The sequence below is a fragment of the Streptomyces sp. NPDC001700 genome (genome assembly GCF_053596435.1).
In genome coordinates this window covers 142,805-161,908 of record NZ_JBSFGE010000005.1, presented here as the reverse complement: position 1 = coordinate 161,908, position 19,104 = coordinate 142,805, and the positions used below count along the sequence as shown (strand labels likewise).

Annotated in this window: 18 protein-coding genes; 8 read left to right on the top strand and 10 right to left on the bottom strand. The window is 71.2% G+C overall.

The window, feature by feature from the left end:
* Nucleotides 1-13: 13 nt before the first annotated feature.
* Nucleotides 14-532 carry a MarR family winged helix-turn-helix transcriptional regulator gene (locus tag ACWC5C_RS11850; RefSeq protein ID WP_385444467.1) on the bottom strand — a complete coding sequence of 173 codons (519 nt, stop codon included), beginning with the start codon at nt 530-532 and terminating at the stop codon, nt 14-16.
* Between the two features lie 145 nt (nt 533-677).
* Between ACWC5C_RS11850 and ACWC5C_RS11845 the strand changes: the two genes are divergently transcribed.
* On the top strand, nt 678-1,439 hold the full coding sequence (locus tag ACWC5C_RS11845; protein WP_450875552.1) for a dioxygenase family protein: 762 nt from the start codon (nt 678-680) through the stop codon (nt 1,437-1,439).
* Nucleotides 1,440-1,531: 92 nt separating this feature from the next.
* Here the strand turns inward: ACWC5C_RS11845 and ACWC5C_RS11840 are convergent, their stop codons facing one another.
* Entirely contained in the window at nt 1,532-1,942 is a 411-nt protein-coding gene (locus ACWC5C_RS11840; protein WP_450875291.1) for a hypothetical protein, read from the bottom strand.
* Nucleotides 1,943-2,292: 350 nt separating this feature from the next.
* Here ACWC5C_RS11840 and ACWC5C_RS11835 point away from each other — a divergent pair, with 350 nt between their 5' ends.
* The gene (locus tag ACWC5C_RS11835; protein WP_385444372.1) at nt 2,293-3,294 is read left to right on the top strand and encodes a sigma-70 family RNA polymerase sigma factor; all 1,002 of its coding nucleotides are present in this window, start codon (nt 2,293-2,295) and stop codon (nt 3,292-3,294) included.
* Nucleotides 3,295-3,412: 118 nt separating this feature from the next.
* Here the strand turns inward: ACWC5C_RS11835 and ACWC5C_RS11830 are convergent, their stop codons facing one another.
* Nucleotides 3,413-4,150 carry a 3-oxoacyl-ACP reductase family protein gene (locus ACWC5C_RS11830; RefSeq protein ID WP_450875290.1) on the bottom strand — a complete coding sequence of 246 codons (738 nt, stop codon included), beginning with the start codon at nt 4,148-4,150 and terminating at the stop codon, nt 3,413-3,415.
* Between the two features lie 310 nt (nt 4,151-4,460).
* Between ACWC5C_RS11830 and ACWC5C_RS11825 the strand changes: the two genes are divergently transcribed.
* The 3 genes from ACWC5C_RS11825 to ACWC5C_RS11815 all read left to right on the top strand — a co-directional run bounded on the left by ACWC5C_RS11825 (nt 4,461) and on the right by ACWC5C_RS11815 (nt 8,330).
* Entirely contained in the window at nt 4,461-5,222 is a 762-nt protein-coding gene (locus tag ACWC5C_RS11825) for a DeoR/GlpR family DNA-binding transcription regulator (RefSeq protein WP_385444376.1), read from the top strand.
* Complete coding sequence (gene pfkB, locus ACWC5C_RS11820; RefSeq protein WP_450875289.1) at nt 5,219-6,163, top strand: 1-phosphofructokinase; 945 nt, start codon at nt 5,219-5,221, stop codon at nt 6,161-6,163. Before ACWC5C_RS11825 ends, pfkB begins: the two co-directional genes overlap by 4 nt.
* Before the next feature lie 85 nt (nt 6,164-6,248).
* Nucleotides 6,249-8,330 carry a PTS fructose transporter subunit IIABC gene (locus ACWC5C_RS11815; protein ID WP_450875288.1) on the top strand — a complete coding sequence of 694 codons (2,082 nt, stop codon included), beginning with the start codon at nt 6,249-6,251 and terminating at the stop codon, nt 8,328-8,330.
* A 7-nt stretch (nt 8,331-8,337) separates the two neighbouring features.
* On the opposite strand, the gene ACWC5C_RS11810 is transcribed toward ACWC5C_RS11815, so the two are convergent.
* Nucleotides 8,338-9,300: an FAD-dependent oxidoreductase gene (locus ACWC5C_RS11810; RefSeq protein ID WP_450875287.1), complete on the bottom strand. Its 963-nt coding sequence runs from the start codon at nt 9,298-9,300 to the stop codon at nt 8,338-8,340.
* Between the two features lie 60 nt (nt 9,301-9,360).
* Entirely contained in the window at nt 9,361-10,527 is a 1,167-nt protein-coding gene (locus ACWC5C_RS11805; RefSeq protein WP_450875286.1) for a P1 family peptidase, read from the bottom strand.
* A gap of 169 nt (nt 10,528-10,696) precedes the next feature.
* Between ACWC5C_RS11805 and ACWC5C_RS11800 the strand changes: the two genes are divergently transcribed.
* Both ACWC5C_RS11800 and ACWC5C_RS11795 read left to right on the top strand, forming a co-directional pair.
* Complete coding sequence (locus ACWC5C_RS11800) at nt 10,697-11,272, top strand: AMP-binding protein (RefSeq protein ID WP_450875285.1); 576 nt, start codon at nt 10,697-10,699, stop codon at nt 11,270-11,272.
* Nucleotides 11,273-11,275: 3 nt separating this feature from the next.
* Entirely contained in the window at nt 11,276-11,464 is a 189-nt protein-coding gene (locus ACWC5C_RS11795; protein WP_385444387.1) for a hypothetical protein, read from the top strand.
* A 76-nt stretch (nt 11,465-11,540) separates the two neighbouring features.
* On the opposite strand, the gene mscL is transcribed toward ACWC5C_RS11795, so the two are convergent.
* From mscL to ACWC5C_RS11770, 5 genes are all read right to left on the bottom strand, one after another.
* Nucleotides 11,541-12,026 carry a large conductance mechanosensitive channel protein MscL gene (mscL, locus tag ACWC5C_RS11790; RefSeq protein WP_450875284.1) on the bottom strand — a complete coding sequence of 162 codons (486 nt, stop codon included), beginning with the start codon at nt 12,024-12,026 and terminating at the stop codon, nt 11,541-11,543.
* A gap of 93 nt (nt 12,027-12,119) precedes the next feature.
* Nucleotides 12,120-12,731, bottom strand: coding sequence for an RcpC/CpaB family pilus assembly protein (locus ACWC5C_RS11785; protein WP_450875283.1), 612 nt, complete (start codon nt 12,729-12,731; stop codon nt 12,120-12,122).
* A gap of 149 nt (nt 12,732-12,880) precedes the next feature.
* Entirely contained in the window at nt 12,881-13,729 is an 849-nt protein-coding gene (locus ACWC5C_RS11780) for an S-methyl-5'-thioadenosine phosphorylase (protein WP_450875282.1), read from the bottom strand.
* A gap of 96 nt (nt 13,730-13,825) precedes the next feature.
* Nucleotides 13,826-14,206, bottom strand: a complete 381-nt coding sequence (locus ACWC5C_RS11775; protein WP_450875281.1) for an FmdB family zinc ribbon protein — start codon at nt 14,204-14,206, stop codon at nt 13,826-13,828.
* A 110-nt stretch (nt 14,207-14,316) separates the two neighbouring features.
* A complete protein-coding gene (locus tag ACWC5C_RS11770; RefSeq protein ID WP_450875280.1) occupies nt 14,317-15,825 on the bottom strand; it encodes a potassium/proton antiporter in 1,509 nt (502 codons plus the stop codon).
* A gap of 334 nt (nt 15,826-16,159) precedes the next feature.
* On the opposite strand from ACWC5C_RS11770, the gene ACWC5C_RS11765 reads away from it, so the two are divergent.
* On the top strand, nt 16,160-18,928 hold the full coding sequence (locus ACWC5C_RS11765) for a penicillin acylase family protein (protein WP_450875279.1): 2,769 nt from the start codon (nt 16,160-16,162) through the stop codon (nt 18,926-18,928).
* The last annotated feature ends 176 nt before the right edge of the window (nt 18,929-19,104 follow it).

Here is a 19,104-nt window from a genome sequence, read left to right as displayed (position 1 = left end):
CTCAGCTTTTGGCTCAGCGCAGCCAGGGGAGGTCGGCGCCCTCGGGCTGGAGTCCGTCGGCGATGATCCGGCAGGCGTCGCCGAACTGGGCGATCTGCTCCGTGGTGAGCCGGTCGAAGATCGCCGAGCGAACGGCGTCGACATGGCCGGGGGCGGTTTCCTTGAGGACGCCGAACCCCTTCTCGGTGAGCACCGCGTTCTGTCCGCGCTTGTCGGAGGAGCAGTCCTCGCGCCGTACCCAGCCGTCCTTCTCCATGCGGGTGATGGCGTGGGAGAGCCGGGAACGGGTGATCTTGGCGGCCTCGGCCAGTTCGGTCATCCGCATCCGGTGGCGGGGTGCCCAGGAGAGCTTCACCAGCAGGCTGTAGTAGACGTGCGGCATGCCCGCGTCACGCTGCAGCTGACGGTCGAGATGGTCTTCCAGCAACATGCTGGCCTGGATGTAGGCCAGCCAGGTGCGCTGCTCGTCATCGTTCAGCCAGCGCGGCTCGTCGGCGTCTTTGCCTGCGTCTGCGTCTGCGGGGGAGTTCATGGCATCCACATCGTTCATAGTAAGTCTACTTCTTGAAATTTAAACAAGTGTGCGGTACCGTCATCTCAGCTACTGCTTGAGACTTCAAGCTTTACTGCGTTCGTCTGGTCATTCGTCTGGTCGAGGAGCCGTCGCCGTGTCGCGTATGCCCGCCCTCTATCTCAGCCATGGTGCTCCGCCGCTCGCCGATGACCCGGTCTGGCCCGGACAGCTCGCCGCCTGGGCGGCGGAACTGTCCCGTCCCACAGCCATTCTGATGATCTCCGCGCACTGGGAGGAAGCCCCCCTCGCCATCGGGGCCACCACGACGATTCCGCTGGTCTACGACTTCTGGGGCTTCCCCGAGCACTACTACCGGGTTCGCTACGCCGCGCCCGGCGCCCCCGAACTGGCCGAGCGCGTCCGCAAGACGCTGCGCGCGGCGGGCACGCCGGTCCAGGACATCCCCGACCGGGGTCTCGACCACGGTGCCTACGTCCCGCTCGCCGAGATGTACCCGGACGCCGACATCCCCGTCCTACAGGTCTCGATGCCGACCCTGGACCCGCGGAAGCTGATGGACATCGGCCGCAAGCTCGCCCCACTGCGCGACGAGGGCGTGCTGATCGTCGGCAGCGGCTTCTTCACCCACAACCTGGCGGCGCTGCGTCACACCGGGCCGACCCCGCCCGGCTGGTCGACCGAGTTCGACGACTGGGGGCAGCGGGCGCTCGCCGGGCAGGACGTCGACGCCCTGCTCGACTTCGAGCACGCCTCGCCGAGCGGCGCCCTCGCCCACCCGCGCACCGAGCACTTCGCCCCGCTGTTCGTCACGCTGGGCGCGGCGGAGGCGGAGCTGGGCAGCCAGCGGAGTGTGATCGACGGCTTCTGGATGGGGCTGGCGAAGCGGTCGGTGCAGTTCGGCTGAGCCCTGGTCCTGGCTGCTGCTCAGCCCGACCGGGCGCGTCAGTCCGACCGGGCACGTCAGCCCGACCGGGCACGTCAGTCCGACCGGGCGCGTCAGTCCGACCGGGCGTGGATGACGTAGAACGTGACCGCGGCCATCGCCAGCGCCACCCCCAGGCCGACGCCGGACGCCCGCCCCACCGCCGCCCCGCTCAGGCAGTAGAGGAAGCCGATCACGCAGCCGAGGAGCGTTCCGTACAGCCCTGCCCGGACCTCCGGCAGTACCCGCCCCTGGACCCGCCCGGCCACGTAGCAGGCCACGCCGACGACGACCGCCGCCACCAGGCCGAGGAGTGCGGCGGAGGGCAGGGTCGAGCCCTGGTTGTGGTCGATGAACATCGCGTAGCCACCGCTGAGGACGCCCAGCACCACGGGGACCACCCAGGAGGCGGAGGCGTGGAGCGGGGTGGCGGGGAGACGCGGCCGGTGGCGCCTGCGCTCCGGGGCCGAGACGGAACTGTTCATGGCAGAACCTCCTCCCCTCCAGCGCACACCCGCGCCGGGTCTCCGGCAAGCCCGGACCGGGCAACCAGAAGGCCGTGGGATCCGTCTTGTGGAGTGAGAGGTAAGGCGGGAAGGCGAGGGGAAGGCGGGGCGGTCCCGGCGCCAAGGGGCGCCCCTGACCTGCGCTTTCTCGACGCTACGGCGTCACGCTGAACCCCCTGTGGCGGCACAGGGTACTGCATGATCGTAAAAAGGTGGGCGCGGCTTGGGAATTCTGTCCGGATTCCAGTCGTTGTTTCCATCGGACGGGGCACCCGCCCAGGGAAGGTCCGTTCATAGTCCGCGCCCGATCCATCTGTAAGGGAGCACGCATGGCAACCCGTGCCGTCGCCCGCAATCAGGCCACCACAGGTGGCGCTGATGGGGCCAACAGTGTTCGCGCCACAGGCGGGGAGATCGCCGATCGCGACCTGGTCGGCATGTATCTCGACGAGATCGCTCGCACCCCGTTGCTGGACGCGGCGAAGGAGGTCGAGCTGTCCCAGGCTGTCGAGGCGGGTGTGTATGCCCAGCAGATCTTGGACGGAGAGGCCGAGGACACCGGAGCCGCGGGTGCGAGCCGAGAGGAGCTCGAGGCCATAGCGGCCGAGGGCGCCCGCGCCAAGGATGTCTTCATCCGCTCCAACCTGCGCCTGGTCGTGGCCGTGGCGCGCCGTTATCCGCGCAGTGGTCTGCCCTTGCTCGACCTGATCCAGGAGGGCAACGCGGGCCTGGTGCGCGCCGTGGAGAAGTTCGACTACACCAAGGGTTTCAAGTTCTCGACGTATGCCACGTGGTGGATCCGCCAGGCCATCACGCGCTCGATCGCGGACCAGTCCCGTACGATCCGGCTGCCCGTCCACCTGGTCGAGGAGCTGGGCCGGATCCGCCGGGTGCAGCGTGAGTTCAACCGTGAGCACGGCCGCGAGCCGGAGCACGCGGAGATCGCCGAGGAGCTGGGCTCCACACCGGAGCGGGTCTCGGACGTGCTCGACTGGGCGCGCGACCCGGTGAGCCTCAACATGTCGGTGGACGACGAGGGCGAGACCCAGTTCGGCGACCTGCTGGAGGACACGTCGGCCGTCTCGCCCGAGCAGTCGGTGATGACGCTGCTGCGCAGTGAGGAGCTGGAGGACCTCATCGGCCGCCTCGACGACCGGACCGCCTCCATCATCAAGGCGCGGTACGGCATCGACGACGGGCGGGAGCGCACGCTCACCGAGGTCGGCAAGCAGCACGGGCTCACGCGTGAGCGCATCCGCCAGATCGAGAAGCACGCCCTGCTGGAACTGAAGAAGATGGCCCGCCAGACCGGCTTCGACGCCGCGGCCTGAGCCCGCCGCGCCGCCGCATGGACCGACTGTCCGCCACAGACCCCATAGACCGAGCCCCGGCGCACTCCCCCGAGCGCCGGGGCTCTTCCTTTCCTTTCCTTTCCTTTCCGGGTTTCGGTCAGGCGGCGAAGCCGCCGTCGACGGCGATCGACGCCCCGCTGATGTAGCGGCCGCTGTCGCCCGCGAGGTGGGAGACGGTCGCGGCCACCTCCGACGGCAGTCCGTAGCGGCCGAGCGCTGTGAAGCCGCTCTGCATGGGGGCGCTTTCACCGTCTGCGGGGTTCATGTCGGTGTCGATCGGGCCGGGGTGGATCAGGTTGACGGTGATCCCGCGCGGGCCCAGCTCGCGGGCGAGCGCCTTGGTCAGGCCGGTGAGCGCGGTCTTGCTGGTCGCGTAGAGGCTGCCGCCGGGGAAGGCGACGCGCTCGGCCATGCAGCTGCCGATGTTGATGATCCGCCCGCCGTCGGCCAGCCGCTCGACCGCCGCCTGGGCGGTCAGGAACGGCGCCCGGACGTTGACGTCCAGGACGCGGTCGACGTCCTCCAGCGACAGCTCGGTGACCGGACCGAGGGCTCCCGCGCCCGCGTTGTTGACGACGATGTCCAGGCGTCCGAACTCGTCGGCGGCCCCGGCCACGGCCGCCCGCACCGCCTCCGGGTCCGCGCTGTCGGCCCGTATCGCCAGGGCCCGGCGGCCCAGCGCCTTGATCTGCTCGACGATGTTCGCCGCGCGGTCGGCCTGGTGATGGTAGGTCAGGGCGACATCGGCGCCGTCCTCGGCGAGCCGGTGGGCGATGGCCTCACCGATGCCGCGGCTGCCGCCGGTGACCAGGGCCGCCTTGCCGTCGAGTGTCATGTGTGCTCCCAGATGCGATGCATACGAAGAATGTGAGGTGAGCGAGGGAGATCCGGATGTGCTGTGATTCCCTCGGACATGACTGATCCTGCCGGGGCGGGGCGGGGGTGTCTGGCGGCATTCGGACCTCGCATTGAAGGCGAGGCCAGGCCGGGCGGTGCTTTCGAAGATGACCCGAGTCTGTCGTGAAGATGATCAGACTCTGCCCGGTCGAGTTTGTTTCGTGCCCGAGTCTGTTTACTTTCCGGAAGTGGCGACGTAATCTGGCCGCGAAATCACAGGTTCGGGCATGGAAGGGACGTAAACCCACATGTACGCACCGGAGCGTCAGCAGGAGATCCTCCGGCTCGCCCGCGACAGCGGACGGGTGGATGTCCTGTCCCTCGCCGAGGAGTTCCAGGTCACCGCCGAGACCGTGCGGCGCGATCTGCGGGCCCTCGACCGGGCGGGTCTGGTGCGCCGCGTGCATGGGGGCGCGATCCCGGCCGGACGTCTCGACTTCGAGCCCGACCTCGCCGAGCGCGAGGGCACCGCCGCCGATGAGAAGGACCGCATCGCGCGCGCCGCCCTCGCCGAACTCCCCGCCGACGGCAGCGTGATCATCGACGCCGGGTCGACGGCGGCCCGGTTCGCCGCCGCCATCCCGCTGGAAGCCGGGCTCACCGTCGTCACCCACGCGCTGCCGATCGCCGCCCGCCTCGCTGACCACCCCGGCATCGCCCTGCACCTGGTCGGCGGCCGGGTCCGCCACCGCACCCGGGCCGCCGTCGACGCCTGGGCGCTGCGCGGCTACGGCGAGGTCAGGGCCGATGTCGTCTTCCTCGCCACCAACGGCTTCTCACCGGAGAGCGGGCTGACCACCCCCGACCTCGCGGAGGCCGCCGTCAAGCAAGCCATGATCAGCGCCGCCCGCCGGGTCGTGCTGCTCGCCGACTCCGGCAAGTTCGGCCAGGAGCACTTCGCCCGCTTCGGCGGTCTCGACCACGTCGACCTGCTCATCACCGACACCGGCCTCAGCCCACAGGACGCCCTCGCCATCGAAAAGCAGGGCACGGAAGTAGCACGCGCATGATCCTCACCGTCACCCCCAATCCCAGCCTGGACCGTACGTACGAGATTCCGGCGCTTGAGCGCGGCGCCGTGCTGCGGGCCACCAGCGACCGGGTCGACCCCGGTGGCAAGGGCGTCAACGTCTCGCGCGCCGTGGCCGCCGCCGGGCACCGCACCGTGGCGGCGCTACCGCTCGGCGGCCCCGAGGGCGCGCTGCTGGCCCGGCTCCTCGAAGAGCTGGGCATCGAGGCGGCGGGCGTGCCGGTGCGCGGCTCGACCCGGGTCAACATCTCCGTCGCCGAGCCGGACGGCACCCTCACCAAGCTCAACGCGAGCGGGCCCGAGCTGAGCGACACCGAGGCCGAGGCGCTGCTGGAGGCGGTGCGCAGCCGGGTCGCCGACGCCGACTGGATCGCCTGCTGCGGCAGCCTCCCGCTCGGGCTCGCCCCCGAGTGGTACGCCGAGCTGGTCGCCCGGGCCCACCGCGCGGGGGCCAGGATCGCGCTGGACACCTCCGGCCCCTCCCTGACCGCGGCCCTGCGCGAGCGCCCCGATGTGGTGAAGCCCAACGCCGAGGAACTGGCCCAGGCCGTCGGCCGCCCGATCTCCACCGTGGGCGAGGCGGTCAAGGCCGCCGAGGAGCTGCGCGAGCTGGGTGCCCGCGCTGTCCTGGCCAGCCTCGGCGCCGACGGTCAGCTGCTGGTCGACGGGACCGGTACGTACTTCGGCACGGCCACGGTCGCGGCCGTGCGCAGTAATGTCGGTGCGGGCGATGCCTCGCTCGCCGGATTCCTCGCCGCAGGCGGCACCGGAGCCGCGGCGCTCGCCTCGGCCGTGGCCCACGGCGCGGCCGCCGTGCAACTGCCGGGCAGCGTGATGCCGACCCCGGCCGACCTGAACCCGTCCGCCGTCACCACGACCTCGGACGTCCCGCTGGATCGCGTGCTCAAGGAGCCCGCGTGACCGGCCCGATCCACTCCCACCCCCTAGTCCCCACCCCCTCCGCCCGCCTGACACAGGGCGGCATCGCACCCAAGGGAGCCGCGAGATGAGTGAGCTGATCACCGCGGATCTGGTCGACCTTGACCTGTCCGCCGACACCAAGGAAGCCGCCGCCCGGTCGCTGGCCGAGCGCATGGTCGCGGCCGGCCGGGTCACCGACCTCGACGGCTTCCTCGCCGACGTGGCGGCCCGCGAGGAGCAGATGCCGACCGGTCTGGACGGCGGCATCGGCATACCCCACTGCCGCAGCGAGCACGTCACCGAGCCGACGCTGGCCTTCGGGCGGAGCGCGGCCCGGATCGACTTCGGCGCGCCGGACGGACCGGCCGACCTGATCTTCCTGATCGCGGCCCCCGCGGGCGCGGACAGCGATCACCTGACGATTCTGTCCAGCCTCGCCCGGTCTCTGATGAACGCCGAGTTCACCGGCGCCCTGCGGGCCGCCGACGACCCGGCCCGGGTGGCCGCCCTGATCCGCGGTGACGAGGAGCCGTCCGCCGAGGCGGACAGCACCCCGGACGGCGCCACGGACAGCGCCGCTGAGGAGCCCGCGGCCGAGGAGCCGAAGGACGCGGCGAGCGCTCCGGAGGAGCCGACGGAGCCGACGGCTCCCTTCCGGATCGTCGCCGTCACCTCGTGTCCCACCGGTATCGCGCACACCTACATGGCCGCCGAGTCGCTGGAGAACGCGGCCCGTGAGGCCGGTGTCGAGCTGGTGGTGGAGACCCAGGGCTCGGCCGGGTTCGAGAAGCTTCCCGCCGCCACCATCGCCGCCGCCGACGCGGTGATCTTCGCGCATGACGTGGAGGTCCGGGACAAGGAGCGGTTCGCCGGGAAGCCCACGGTGGACGTCGGGGTCAAGGCGGGCATCAACCGCCCGGCCGAGCTGGTGGCCGAGGCGCGCGACAAGGCGGCGCGCGGCGAGACCAGCGCACCGGCGGGCGCGGCCGATGACGCCTCGGAGGGCTCCGCTCCGATGGACGCGGGCGGCGACGGCTTCGGCACCCGGCTGCGCAAGTGGCTGATGACGGGCGTCAGCTACATGGTCCCGTTCGTCGCCGCGGGCGGTCTGCTCATCGCGCTCGCCTTCGCGATCGGCGGCTACGAGATCGCCAGCGCCAAGTCGGTCGCGGACCACTTCACGTGGACCGAGAGCGTCAGCTGGGCGGCGCTGCTCTTCCAGATCGGCAGCGCGGCCTTCACCTTCCTGGTGCCGGTCCTGGCCGGGTACATCGCCTACGGCATGGCCGACCGGCCCGGGCTCGTGCCCGGCTTCGTCGGCGGCTTCATCGCGACCACGATCAAGGCGGGCTTCCTCGGCGGTCTGGCCGCGGGCCTGATCGCGGGCGCGGTCGTCATGGCCATCCAGCGGTTCAAGGTCCCGGCGGCGATGCGCGGCATCATGCCGGTCGTGGTGATCCCGCTCGTCTCCTCGGCGATCGTCGGCTTCCTGATGTTCGTGGTGATCGGCAAGCCCATCGCCTCCGCCCAGGAGGCCATGACCGACTGGCTCAACGGGCTCTCCGGCGCCAACGCCATCGGCCTCGGTGTGATCCTCGGCCTGATGATGTGCTTCGACCTTGGCGGCCCGGTCAACAAGGTCGCGTACGCGTTCGCGACCGGCGGCATCGCGGTGTCCAACCCGAGCGACGGCAGCCTCAAGATCATGGCCGCGGTGATGGCCGCCGGTATGGTCCCGCCGCTGGCGATGGCGCTGGCCACCACCGTGCGCGGGAAGCTGTTCACCAAGACCGAGCGGGAGAACGGCAAGGCCGCCTGGGTGCTGGGAGCCTCCTTCATCAGCGAGGGCGCCATTCCGTTCGCGGCGGCGGACCCGCTGCGGGTGATCCCCTCCTCGATGGTGGGCGGCGCGATCACCGGTGCGATGTCGATGGCCTTCGGCTGCACGCTGCGTGCCCCGCACGGCGGCATCTTCGTGGTCCCGCTGATCGGGCAGCCGTTCCTCTACCTGCTGTCCATCGTGGCGGGCACCGTGGTGTCGGCCGGACTGGTGGTCTTCCTCAAGGGGCTGCGGAAGAAGACGGAGGCCGGTGCCACGGCTCCGGCCGGTGACGCCTCCGCGAAGGGCGCCGCCGGGGACGAGGAGAAGGTGGCGGTCGCGGTCTGACCCCATCTCAACCACCCCCTAACTCATCCGTGGCGAGGCCGCGCGCAGCGTAGTAGGCGCTGAGCGCGGCCTCGCTGCCTGAGCCCATCGCGGTCGCGATGCGCTGGAAGCGGGCGGAGCGCAGATCACCGGCGGTACGGATCCTCGGGTGCTGGCGCCCGGGCGGGTAGTAACCGGACCCGCCGGAGACCAGAGACTCGCCGGAGACGAGGGATCCGCCGGGCGGCGCCGGGGCGCTGCCCAGATTCAGGAACACCAGGTCGGCCGCGAGAGCACGCCGTTCGCCCGCGACGGTCAGCGCCTCGGCTCGCGGCGGCGCCGACGGCAGCCCCAACTCCAGCCGCCGCACGGCCACCAGCTCCACTCGGGCGTCCTGCCCGATCTCCTCGGTCTTGTAGGTGTCCTCGGGCGGATGAGCGACCAGGAACCGGGTCCGCAGCTCCGGGTGGGCGCGGACGAGGGTGCCCAGTGGACGGTCCGCGCCCAGGACCAGCACCGTGCGGCCGGTGATCGCCTCGGCGTCCGCCTCCCACAGCGGGCGCAGGCCACGGCCCTCCGCCCCCGCGAGCCACCCGGCGGCCGTGGGCGCCAGCGGCCCGACTCCGGTGGCGACAACGGCATACGGCGCCGTCAGCCGCACACCGGCCGCCATGGTTCCCTCAGGACCCTCGACTGTCACCTCCACGCGGTCCTCGAACGCGTCGATCCGCGTGGCACGCCGCCCGAGTTCGACCCGGCAAAGGTCACACCGATCCACGTCGGCCTCGATCGCCGCCGCCAGCCCGGGGCCGGTGGTGAAGCCCAGCACGTTTGCCACCACCGGGATGCGCCGCAGCCCACCGCACAGCACATCGCCCGACTCGACGAGGACGGACCGCATCCCGACGCTCGCCGCCATCACGGCGGCCGCGCAGCCCGACGGACCGCCGCCGACAATCAGCAGATCGGCGTCCAGCAGATCGGCATCCATGGCACATCCCCTCCCTCTCAGCCCTGTTGGTCCCTCTCGGCCCCACTCGGAGCCGTCCGGTCAGAACGGTCCGCCGTACAGATCCCGGTACGCGGGGAAGACCCCGCCCGGGCCGTCCACGCCCTCCGCCGCCAGCACCGCCTTGACCACGGCCCGGGTCAGCGCGTCCGCCCCCGCTGCCAGCACCTCGTTCAGCGCCCCGCTCTCCCGGTGCACCCCGAACGCCGGATCTTCCCCGCCGCTCCCGCTCTCCTCCGGCACCAGCGGGCGATCACCGGTGGCCAGGGCGAAGACCGTGTCGCCGTCGGACATCAGATGCACCGGCCGGATCGCCCGGGCCAGACCGTCGTGCGCCGTGCCCGCCAGCTTGTGCGCCTGGGCCCGGGTGAGCGCGGCGTCGGTGGCGACCACGGCCAGGGTGGTGTTCAGCGGAGGCCGCACCGACGCGGCCTGGCGCCGCTCCGACTCGGTCCGCGCGGCGGTCAGACGGCGCACCGCCTCCGCGTGCTCCTCCCGGCCGGGGCGGTAGGGCCCGCCGTCACCGGACGGCTCGTACCCCTGCCCGTACAGCACGCCGGTCCGTGGGTCGACAACCGATCCGACCGCGTTGACCACCACCAGCGCCGCCACCGTGATGCCCGATGGCAGCACCAGCGACGCCGAACCCGTGCCGCCCTTGAGCCCACCGGCCACCGCGCCCGTGCCCGCCCCCTCGTTGCCCTGCCCGAACGGCGCGCCCGGCTCCGTACCGGCTGCCGCCTCGGCGGCCTCCCGGCCCAGGGCCGCGCCCGGCCGGGCCCGCCAGTCACCACCCCGCCCGAGGTCGAAGAGGGCGGCCGCCGGGACGACCGGGACGACCTGCGCCGGATCGGGGCCGACCCGGAAACCGCGGCCGCGCTCCTCCAGCCAACCGGCCACCCCCGAGGCGCTGTCCAGCCCGAACGCGCTGCCGCCGGTCAGCACGACCGCGTCCACGCGCTGGACGAGATTGCGCGGATCGAGGGCGTCGGTCTCCCGGGTGCCCGGGCCGCCGCCGCGCACATCCACGGCGGCGACCGCGCCGCCCTCGGGAGCCAGCACGACGGTGGTGCCGGTCAGCCACCCGTCTCCGGTGCGCCGCGCATGACCGACGCGCAGCCCGGGTACATCCGTCAGTGCGTCGGCCCGGCCGGCTCGCGGGAACTCGTCGGTCGCTTGCTCGGCGTTGGTCGTTCGCTCGGCATCCATGAACGCTATGCGTAGCACGGCGACTCGTGCCATGGTCGTACACCGAGGCGTACCCGGCCCCGGAGCGAAGGCCCTCAAAGACACTTCGGGAGGGCGAGCGCCGGGCCAACGCGGCCCCATATAGCGGGCGTTCATCAGACGTTGATGCCGTGACAGCAGGCTGTGCGTTATGCCGTTCGTCCCCGCCTCAATGAAGACCGCCGCGCTCCGAACCTCCCGTACGGAGGAGCTCCCGACGCTGGCCGCCGCCACCCGGCAGACCGCCCCAGTGGCCCTCCGGTGGATCAGCGAGCCCGACTGCACCGAGGAGCTGACCCACGCCGAACTGCTCGACCAGGCCGCCAGGGCCGCCGCCGCTCTCACCCGGCTGGGGGTCCGGGCCGGTGACCGGGTGGCGGTGCACCTGCCGCTGGTGCCCGAATCCGTGATCGCCACGCTCGCCTGCGGCCGCCTCGATGTCGTACGCGGCAGCCTGCCGGTGGGACTGCGCCCGCATGAACTGCGCGACCGGATCAGAGAGATGGACGCCAAGATCGTCATCACCGCGGACGGGGAACAGCGCTGCGGTGAGCAGTACCCGCTCAAGCAGGTCGTCGACCGGGCGCTCACCGGCTGCCCCGGCGTCCGGAACGTGCTGGTCGTGCACCGCCTCTCCCGCCCCGTGTCCTGGAAGCCCGGCCGGGACCTGTGGTGGCACGACGAGCTCGGCCGGTACACCGAACCGCTGCCGCGGTCGTACGCTTGAGCCATGAGCACCGCCCCCGCCCCTGAACCGCGCGATCCGGCCGCCGCGCTGATCTTCGACGATCCGCTGGCGCAGCCGTCCTCGGACGATACGGACCGCGGGTGGGGCGAGCGGGCTTCCGGCGGCCACGGCGCCGACAGCGCCGCGGATCTGGCCCGGTTCCTCGACGAGAAGCCGCCCCACCACCTCTGAGGGCACAAGGCCCCACGCCGGGGGCCCTGACGGCGCAGGGAGCCCAGACGGCGCGCGATGCCGAGCAGGCGCTCGGCTAGGTGCTGGGGCCGCCTTCGCGCCGGGCCACCAGCTCGTCCCGGATCTCGCGGAGCAGGCTGATCTCCTCGGCCTCCGTCTCGGCCAGCTCCTCCTCGGCCTGCTGCTCCCTGGCCGCCTTGCGCGCCAGATAGCGCGACATCGGCAGCACCATCAGGAAGTACACCACCGCCGCGGTGATGAGGAAGGTCAGGATGGCGGACAGCACGCTGCCCCACAGGATCGGGATGCCGTGCACCACCTCGCCCGCCGCGTTCGTCTCGCAGGGTGCCTTGAGGCACGAGCGGTACTTCTCCAGGTCCTTCGTGCCGAAGGCACCCACGATGGGATTGATGAAGCCCTTCACTACGGAGTTCACGACGGAGGTGAAGGCGGCTCCGATCACGACCGCGACCGCCAGGTCGATCACATTGCCGCGTATCAGGAAGGCTTTGAAGCCCTCCAGGACGCTCTGCTTCTCCTCGGGCACCTTCTCTGTGCTCAACCCTCTGCCTTTCTCTCGCCGCCACGGTGCTGGAGCGGACGGTTCCGCAACCTACACCGGCGCCGAGCTGGGCTTGGAGGCGAGGCACGCATGTCAGGAGCGGCACAGGGTCACCGCCAGCCGTGAGGTGGCTCCGGCCCCGGCGAGCGAGGCGGCGGCCGCGCGCGGAACCCTGAGCACCACCAGCGCCCCGTCATCCGGCGGGCCGCTGTCCCGGGGGCCGGGAACGGCGGCCACCCGGACACCGCGCGTGACCACCCGCGCCGGGGCACCGGATCCGTTGCGCCGGACGGCGTCGGGCGCGGGCGTGGCCAGCACGTCCACCCGGTCGCCGGGGCGCAGCAGCCGCACCGCCGCCGCGTCGGCGATCCGGACCGGCGCGGACACCATGGCGGGGCGCGGCGGCTCGTAGCGGCCCCCGGCCGGGGCGGCGGGCGCGGACTCCGGGCGCGCGGATCCCTGACCGGACGGTGCCGCGGCCGCGAGCGCGGCGGCCGTCAGCGCCAGCCCGGCCGCCATCGAGCGCCGCCGTCGCCGCGCGGACCGCCGCAGCCGGTATCTGCCGTCGCGCGCCACCCGCACCGGACCGAAGCGCGGCACCGCCCGGGCCGGGGGAGTGGCACGGGTCAGCGGAGAAGAGCCGGGGGAGAGGGGCGCGGGAAACGGGGACGCGGGGGACGGGGACGCGGAGAACGGATGGGACATGGCACAACACCGCCTGCCGTGAGGAGCCGGGAGCTTCTGGGCCCCTTCACCATGCCCGGCCCCGCCCGATCCCGCTGGGGCCTGTGGACGGCCGCCGCCTTGTGGACAACTCGGCCACCCACACCAGCGCGGCCCCGCCAGTCCAGCCGCTACGGCAGCTCGATCCCCAGGTCCCAGCCGTCGTGCCCGTGCGTGCACAGGCAGTCCCGCTCGGCGTTGTCCGGAAGGCCGCTCACCGCGTCGAAGAGCACCTCGCGCAGCCGCCCGACGTTCTCGCCGAACACCTTCATCACCTCGGCGTGCGAGACGCCCTCACCCGTCTCCACCCCCGCGTCCAGATCGGTGACCAGCGTCAACGACGTGTAGCACAGCTCCAGTTCACGGGCGAGCACCGCTTCCGGGTGCCCGGTCATCCCGACCACCGACCAGCCCTGCGCGGCATGCCAGCGCGATTCCGCGCGAGTGGAGAAACGCGGCCCTTCGACCACGCACATCGTCCCGCCGTCCACCGGCTCCCAGCCGCGTCCGCGCGCCGCCGTCACCGCGGCCTGCCTCCCCACCGGGCAGTACGGGTCGGCGAAGGTCGTGTGCACCACGTTCGGCACCCGCCCGTCCGGCAGCGGCTCACCGTCGAAGTAGGTCTGCGTACGTCCCTTGGTGCGGTCCACCAGCTGGTCCGGCACCAGCAGCGTCCCCGGCCCGTATTCCGGCCGCAGTCCGCCCACCGCGCACGGTCCGAACACCTGCCGCGCCCCGAGCGCGCGCAGGGCCCACAGGTTGGCGCGGTAGTTGATCCGGTGCGGCGGCAGATGGTGCTTGCGGCCGTGCCGGGGCAGGAAGGCGACCCGCCGTCCCGCGATGTCGCCAAGGAAGAGCGAATCGCTCGGAGCCCCATAGGGAGTCTCTACGGTGACCTCGGTCACATCGTCGAGGAAGGCGTAGAACCCCGACCCTCCGATGACCCCTATGTCCGCTTGTGTGCTGCTCGTCTCAGCCATGCGATCACCCTAGTCAGCAGCCGCCCACGGTGCCCGCACGCACCGCGCCCCCGCGGCTTCCCGGGAGGGAGCGGCGGGGGCGCGGTGACGTGAGTGTCAGGCGGCCGAGCTGGTGCTGCTCGACGATGACGTGGTCGACGAAGAAGAAGACGTCGACGAGGAAGACGAGGAGGACGAAGACGACGACCCCGAGGAGCTGTCCGAGGAGGAGGGCGAGGACGACGAGCCCTTGTCCGACGACGAACCGCTGTCACTCTTCGCCGCGGGCTTCGCCGAGCTGCCGCTCGAGCCGCTGGACGAGGAACGGCTGTCGTTCCGGTAGAAGCCGGAGCCCTTGAAGACGATGCCGACCGCGGAGAACACCTTCTTCAGGCGTCCCTGGCACTCGGGGCATTCGGTGAGCGCGTCGTCGGTGAACTTTTGCACCGCCTCGAGGCCCTCGCCGCACTCGGTGCACTGGTACTGGTAGGTCGGCACGTACTTCCTCCTGGCACTCTCACTCGTTGAGTGCTAACGACGCTCCATAGTGCAGTATTCCGGCCCGCCAGTCCACTGCGGTACGGCAGACGGTGACCTACGCCACGCCATCAGCCGCCACCGGTGCCCAGCCAGCCCGCCAGCTTGCCGCCCCGGCCGACCGCCCGCAGCCGCTGCTCGGCCGCGTCCCGCACCGGATCGGTGGCCACCACCAGGAGTTCGTCGCCGCGCCGCAGCACGGTCGATGGCAGCGGTACGAAGCTGGTGCCGTCCCGGACGACGAGGGTCACCGCGGCCCCGGGGGGCAGCCGCAGCTCGGCGACCTCCACGCCGTGCATCCGGGAGTCCCTGGGGATCGACACCGACAGCAGATGGCCGCGCAGCCGCTCCAGCGGTGCCGATTCGATGCCGAGGTCAGCGGTGCCCTCCGCCTCCTCCAGCCGCAGCCGGGTGGCGAGCCAGGGCAGTGTCGGCCCCTGGATCAGGGTGTAGATGATCACCAGGACGAAGACGATGTTGAAGATCCGACGGCTGTCGGGCACCTCGCCGACCATGGGGATGGTCGCGAGCACAATGGGCACCGCGCCGCGCAGTCCGGCCCACGACAGCAGGGCCTTCTCCCGCCAGGCGACGCGGAACGGCGCCGTGCTCACCAGCACCGACACGGGCCGGGCGACCACGGTCAGCACCAGTCCGACGACGACGCCCGGCAAGATGTCGTCGGCCAGCTCGTGCGGCGTCACCAGCAGTCCGAGCAGGACGAACATCCCGATCTGGGCGAGCCAGCCGAGCCCCTCGGCGAAACCGCGGGTGGCCGGCCAGTGTGGCAGTTTCGCGTTGCCCATGACGAGCGAGGCGAGGTAGACGGCGAGGAAGCCGGAGCCGTGCGCCAGCGCGCCGCCCGCGTACGCGACGACCGCGATGGCCATCACCGCGATCGGGTACAGGCCTGAGGCGGGCAGGGCCACCCGGCGCAGACCGTACGAGCCCAGCCAGCCGATCGCGAGACCGATCGCCGCGCCGATCGCCAGCTCCAGCGCGATCAAGCCGATCATTTGGTACCAGGGATCGATCGAGCCCTGGCTGGAGAAGGCGACCACAAGGATCACCACCGGGGCGTCGTTGAAGCCCGATTCGGCCTCCAGGACACCGGTGAGCCGCTTGGGCAGCGGCACCTTGCGCAGCACGGAGAAGACCGCCGCCGCGTCCGTGGACGACACCACCGCGCCGATGATCAGCGCCTGCCGCCAGTCCAGCCCCACCACATAGTGCGCCGCCGCAGCGGTGACCCCCACGCTCACCGCGACGCCCACGGTCGACAGTGCGGCGGCGGTCGGCAGCGCGGGTTTGATTTCTCGCCACTTGGTGCCCAGGCCGCCCTCGGCCAGGATCACCACCAGCGCGGCGTAGCCGATGACCTGCGTCAGTTCGGCGTTGTCGAAGGTGACGCCGAGCCCGTCCGTGCCCAGGGCGACGCCCATCCCGAGGTAGAGCAGCAGGGTGGGAAGCCCGCTGCGGGAGGAGATCCTTACGGCCGCCACCGCGACGAGCAGGACGAGAGAGCAGACCAGCAGCAGTTCATTGAGGTGGTGGACAGTCAGGGGCCGAACCTTTCTCACGTGAGCGGCGGGACCTTCGGGGACGAGATGAACGGTTCCCGGCCGACCGGAACTTCATTGCCTTACCTAACATTTTACGGGTTCTTGACGCGGGCCTTCCACGCGGGCCGCCCGCGGAGGTGTGGGAGGCCCGGTCCGGAGTCCGGTGGCGCGGTCCGCTGAGCCGGTCCGAGCGACCCGGTCCGGGTGGCCGGTGGCGCGGTCCGGGGAGCCGGTGGCGGGCCGGGGTGGCCGGTGGACGGCGTCAGTCATGACTCCGCGTAGGGGCGGCGACAGCCCTGCGCCTATGGTTGCTCCAGCACTCCAGGATCACCCTGCCCCTCGAAGGACAGCGATGCCCGCCAACACAACCGGCTCTCCTCCTAAGAAGAAGAGCCGACGTCTCCGCCTGATCGTGATCGCAGTCGTGCTGCTGCTCCTGGGGGGTACCGGTTTCGGCACGTACTGGAGTATCAGTACCGTGCGGGCCTCTTTCCCGGAGACCACGGGGTCGCTGCAGGTCAAGGGTCTCGACGACCCCGTCCAGGTCAAGCGCGACGGAAATGGCATACCCCAGATCTACGGCAATTCATCCGAAGACCTCTTCCGCGCCCAGGGCTTCGTCCAGGCGCAGGACCGTTTCTGGGAGATGGATGTCCGCCGTCATATGACGGCCGGTCGGCTCTCGGAGATGTTCGGTTCCAGCCAGGTGGAGACCGACGCGTTCCTGCGGACCATGGGCTGGCGCCGGGTGGCGCAGCAGGAGTACGACACCAAGCTGTCGCCCGAAACCAAGAAGTATCTGCGGGCCTACTCCGACGGCGTCAACGCCTACCTCAAGGACCATGAGGGCAAGGCGCTGTCGGTCGAGTACGCGGCGCTGGGCTTCGAGAACGACGGCTACAAGCCCGAGAAGTGGACCCCGGTCGACTCGGTCGCCTGGCTCAAGGCCATGGCGTGGGACCTGCGCGGCAACATGCAGGACGAGGTGGACCGCGCGCTGGCGTCGAGCCGGCTGAGCGCCAAGCAGATCGAAGAGCTGTACCCGTCGTACCCGTACAGCCGGAACAAGCCGATCGTCCAGGGCGGCGCGCTCAACGAGGCCACCGACGAGTTCGACCCCAAGGCGACGTCCACGGGCACCACGGGCAACGCGGGGTCTACCGGCACGGTGAACGGGAGCGGGGCCACCGGAGCGGCCCAGGGCCTGCAGAGCCAGCTCACGTCCATGTCCAAGACCCTGGAGAAGGTCCCGGCGCTGCTCGGCCCCAGCGGCAGCGGCATCGGCTCCAACTCGTGGGTCGTCTCCGGCCGGTACACGACCACCGGCAAGCCGCTGCTCGCCAACGACCCGCATCTGGCGCCCCAGCTGCCGTCCGTCTGGTACCAGATGGGCCTGCACTGCAATCAGGTCAGCAGCAAGTGCCCGTTCGACACGGCGGGGTACACCTTCTCCGGGATGCCCGGCGTGGTCATAGGCCACAACCAGGACATCAGCTGGGGGATGACCAACCTGGGTGCCGACGTCAGCGACCTCTACCTGGAGAAGGTCAACGCGACGCACTACCTCTATGACGGCAAGCAGGTCCCGTTCCGCAGCCGTGAGGAGACCATCAAGGTCGCGGGCGGCAAGAGCCGCACGATCACGGTACGCGGCACCAACAACGGGCCGATCGTCTCCGACCGGGACGACGAGCTGACGAACGTCGGCAAGAACGCGCCGGTCGGCAGCGGAGCCGATGACGTCGCCCCTGACCGCGGCGACGGTTACGCGGTCTCCCTGAAGTGGACCGCCCTGTCGCCGTCCAACAGCATGGACGCGGTCTTCGGGCTGAACAAGGCACGGAACTTCGACGAGTTCCGCACGGCGGCCCGCGACTTCGCGGTCCCCTCCCAGAACCTCATCTACGCCGACACCAAGGGCAACATCGGCTACCAGGCCCCGGGCCGGATCCCGGTGCGCTCCAAGGGCGACGGCCGCTACCCGGCGCCCGGCTGGGACTCGCGCTACCGCTGGTCGAAGTCCATCCCGCAGTCGGCGCTGCCCTGGGAGTACAACCCCGAGCGCGGCTTCATCGTCACCGCCAACCAGGCCGTCATAGACAAGAAGAAGTACCCGTACCTGCTGACCGACGACTGGGGATACGGCGCGCGGAGCCAGCGCATCACCGACCTGATCGAGTCAAAGATCAAGGACGGCGGGAAGATCTCCACGGACGACATGCAGACCCTGCAGACGGACAACAGCAGTGAGATCGCCAAGGTGCTGACGCCCTATCTGCTGAAGATCAACATCAAGGACCCGTTCGTCCGCGAGGCCCAGAAGCTCCTGGAGGGCTGGGACTACACCCAGGACGCCGACTCGTCGGCCGCCGCGTACTTCAACGCCGTCTGGCGCAACACCCTGATGCTCGCCTTCGGCGAGAAGATGCCCAAGGAGCTGCGGGTCAAGGGGCAGTGCCTGCGGGTGCGCCCGGCCGGGGACTCCGGTCCGATCGAGGACCTGGACGGCAACACCCGGCTGGTCCGCGAGTGCGGCACGCGCGACGCCGACCAGGCCCAGCCGGACGGCGGCGACCGCTGGTACGAGGTCGTACGGAAGCTCCTCAAGGAGCCGGGCAGCGACTGGTGGAAGACCGCGGGCACCCGCAACCAGCCGGGCGCGGCCAACCGTGACGAACTGCTCGCCGAGGCCATGAAGGACGCGCGCTCCGAGCTGACCGCCAAGCTGGGCAAGAACATCAACACCTGGAGCTGGGGCCGGCTGCACCGGCTGACGCTGAAGAACCAGACGCTGGGCACCGCGGGCCCGGGTGTCGTCCAGTGGATGCTCAACCGCGGCCCGTGGGACCTCGCGGGCGGCGAGGCCGCGGTCAACGCGACCGGTTGGAACGCGGCGGGCGGCTACGACGTCACCTGGGTGCCGTCGATGCGGATGGTCGTCAACCTCGACAACTTCGACAAGTCGCGGTGGATCAACCTCACCGGTGCCTCCGGTCACGCCTACAACGCGCACTACACGGACCAGACCGAGAAGTGGGCGAAGGGCGAGCTGCTGCCCTGGGCGTTCAGCAAGACCGCGGTGGACAAGTCGACGGACGATCAGCTGGCCCTCACGCCCTGAGGCCGCAGACGGCCCGCTGCGGGCCGCTCCCGCCCCCGGTCCGGGGAAGGGGGCCCGCGAACCTCCGGCCCCGCCACAGCGCCTTCGGACGCCCGTGGCGGGGCCGTCGCGTTGCCGGGCTGGGCCGCTGCCGGGTGGGGGCTGCTGCCGGGCGGGGCTGTTGTGGTGCGGGGCCG

What these genes read in the sequence shown, in the direction of transcription:
- ACWC5C_RS11850 (WP_385444467.1), bottom strand. Translation starts at nt 532, where the DNA reads ATGAACTCCCCCGCAGACGCAGACGCAGGCAAAGACGCCGACGAGCCG.
- ACWC5C_RS11845 (WP_450875552.1), top strand. Translation starts at nt 678, where the DNA reads ATGCCCGCCCTCTATCTCAGCCATGGTGCTCCGCCGCTCGCCGATGAC.
- ACWC5C_RS11840 (WP_450875291.1), bottom strand. Translation starts at nt 1,942, where the DNA reads ATGAACAGTTCCGTCTCGGCCCCGGAGCGCAGGCGCCACCGGCCGCGT.
- ACWC5C_RS11835 (WP_385444372.1), top strand. Translation starts at nt 2,293, where the DNA reads ATGGCAACCCGTGCCGTCGCCCGCAATCAGGCCACCACAGGTGGCGCT.
- ACWC5C_RS11830 (WP_450875290.1), bottom strand. Translation starts at nt 4,150, where the DNA reads ATGACACTCGACGGCAAGGCGGCCCTGGTCACCGGCGGCAGCCGCGGC.
- ACWC5C_RS11825 (WP_385444376.1), top strand. Translation starts at nt 4,461, where the DNA reads ATGTACGCACCGGAGCGTCAGCAGGAGATCCTCCGGCTCGCCCGCGAC.
- pfkB (WP_450875289.1), top strand. Translation starts at nt 5,219, where the DNA reads ATGATCCTCACCGTCACCCCCAATCCCAGCCTGGACCGTACGTACGAG.
- ACWC5C_RS11815 (WP_450875288.1), top strand. Translation starts at nt 6,249, where the DNA reads ATGAGTGAGCTGATCACCGCGGATCTGGTCGACCTTGACCTGTCCGCC.
- ACWC5C_RS11810 (WP_450875287.1), bottom strand. Translation starts at nt 9,300, where the DNA reads ATGGATGCCGATCTGCTGGACGCCGATCTGCTGATTGTCGGCGGCGGT.
- ACWC5C_RS11805 (WP_450875286.1), bottom strand. Translation starts at nt 10,527, where the DNA reads ATGGATGCCGAGCGAACGACCAACGCCGAGCAAGCGACCGACGAGTTC.
- ACWC5C_RS11800 (WP_450875285.1), top strand. Translation starts at nt 10,697, where the DNA reads ATGCCGTTCGTCCCCGCCTCAATGAAGACCGCCGCGCTCCGAACCTCC.
- ACWC5C_RS11795 (WP_385444387.1), top strand. Translation starts at nt 11,276, where the DNA reads ATGAGCACCGCCCCCGCCCCTGAACCGCGCGATCCGGCCGCCGCGCTG.
- ACWC5C_RS11785 (WP_450875283.1), bottom strand. Translation starts at nt 12,731, where the DNA reads ATGTCCCATCCGTTCTCCGCGTCCCCGTCCCCCGCGTCCCCGTTTCCC.
- ACWC5C_RS11780 (WP_450875282.1), bottom strand. Translation starts at nt 13,729, where the DNA reads ATGGCTGAGACGAGCAGCACACAAGCGGACATAGGGGTCATCGGAGGG.
- ACWC5C_RS11765 (WP_450875279.1), top strand. Translation starts at nt 16,160, where the DNA reads ATGCCCGCCAACACAACCGGCTCTCCTCCTAAGAAGAAGAGCCGACGT.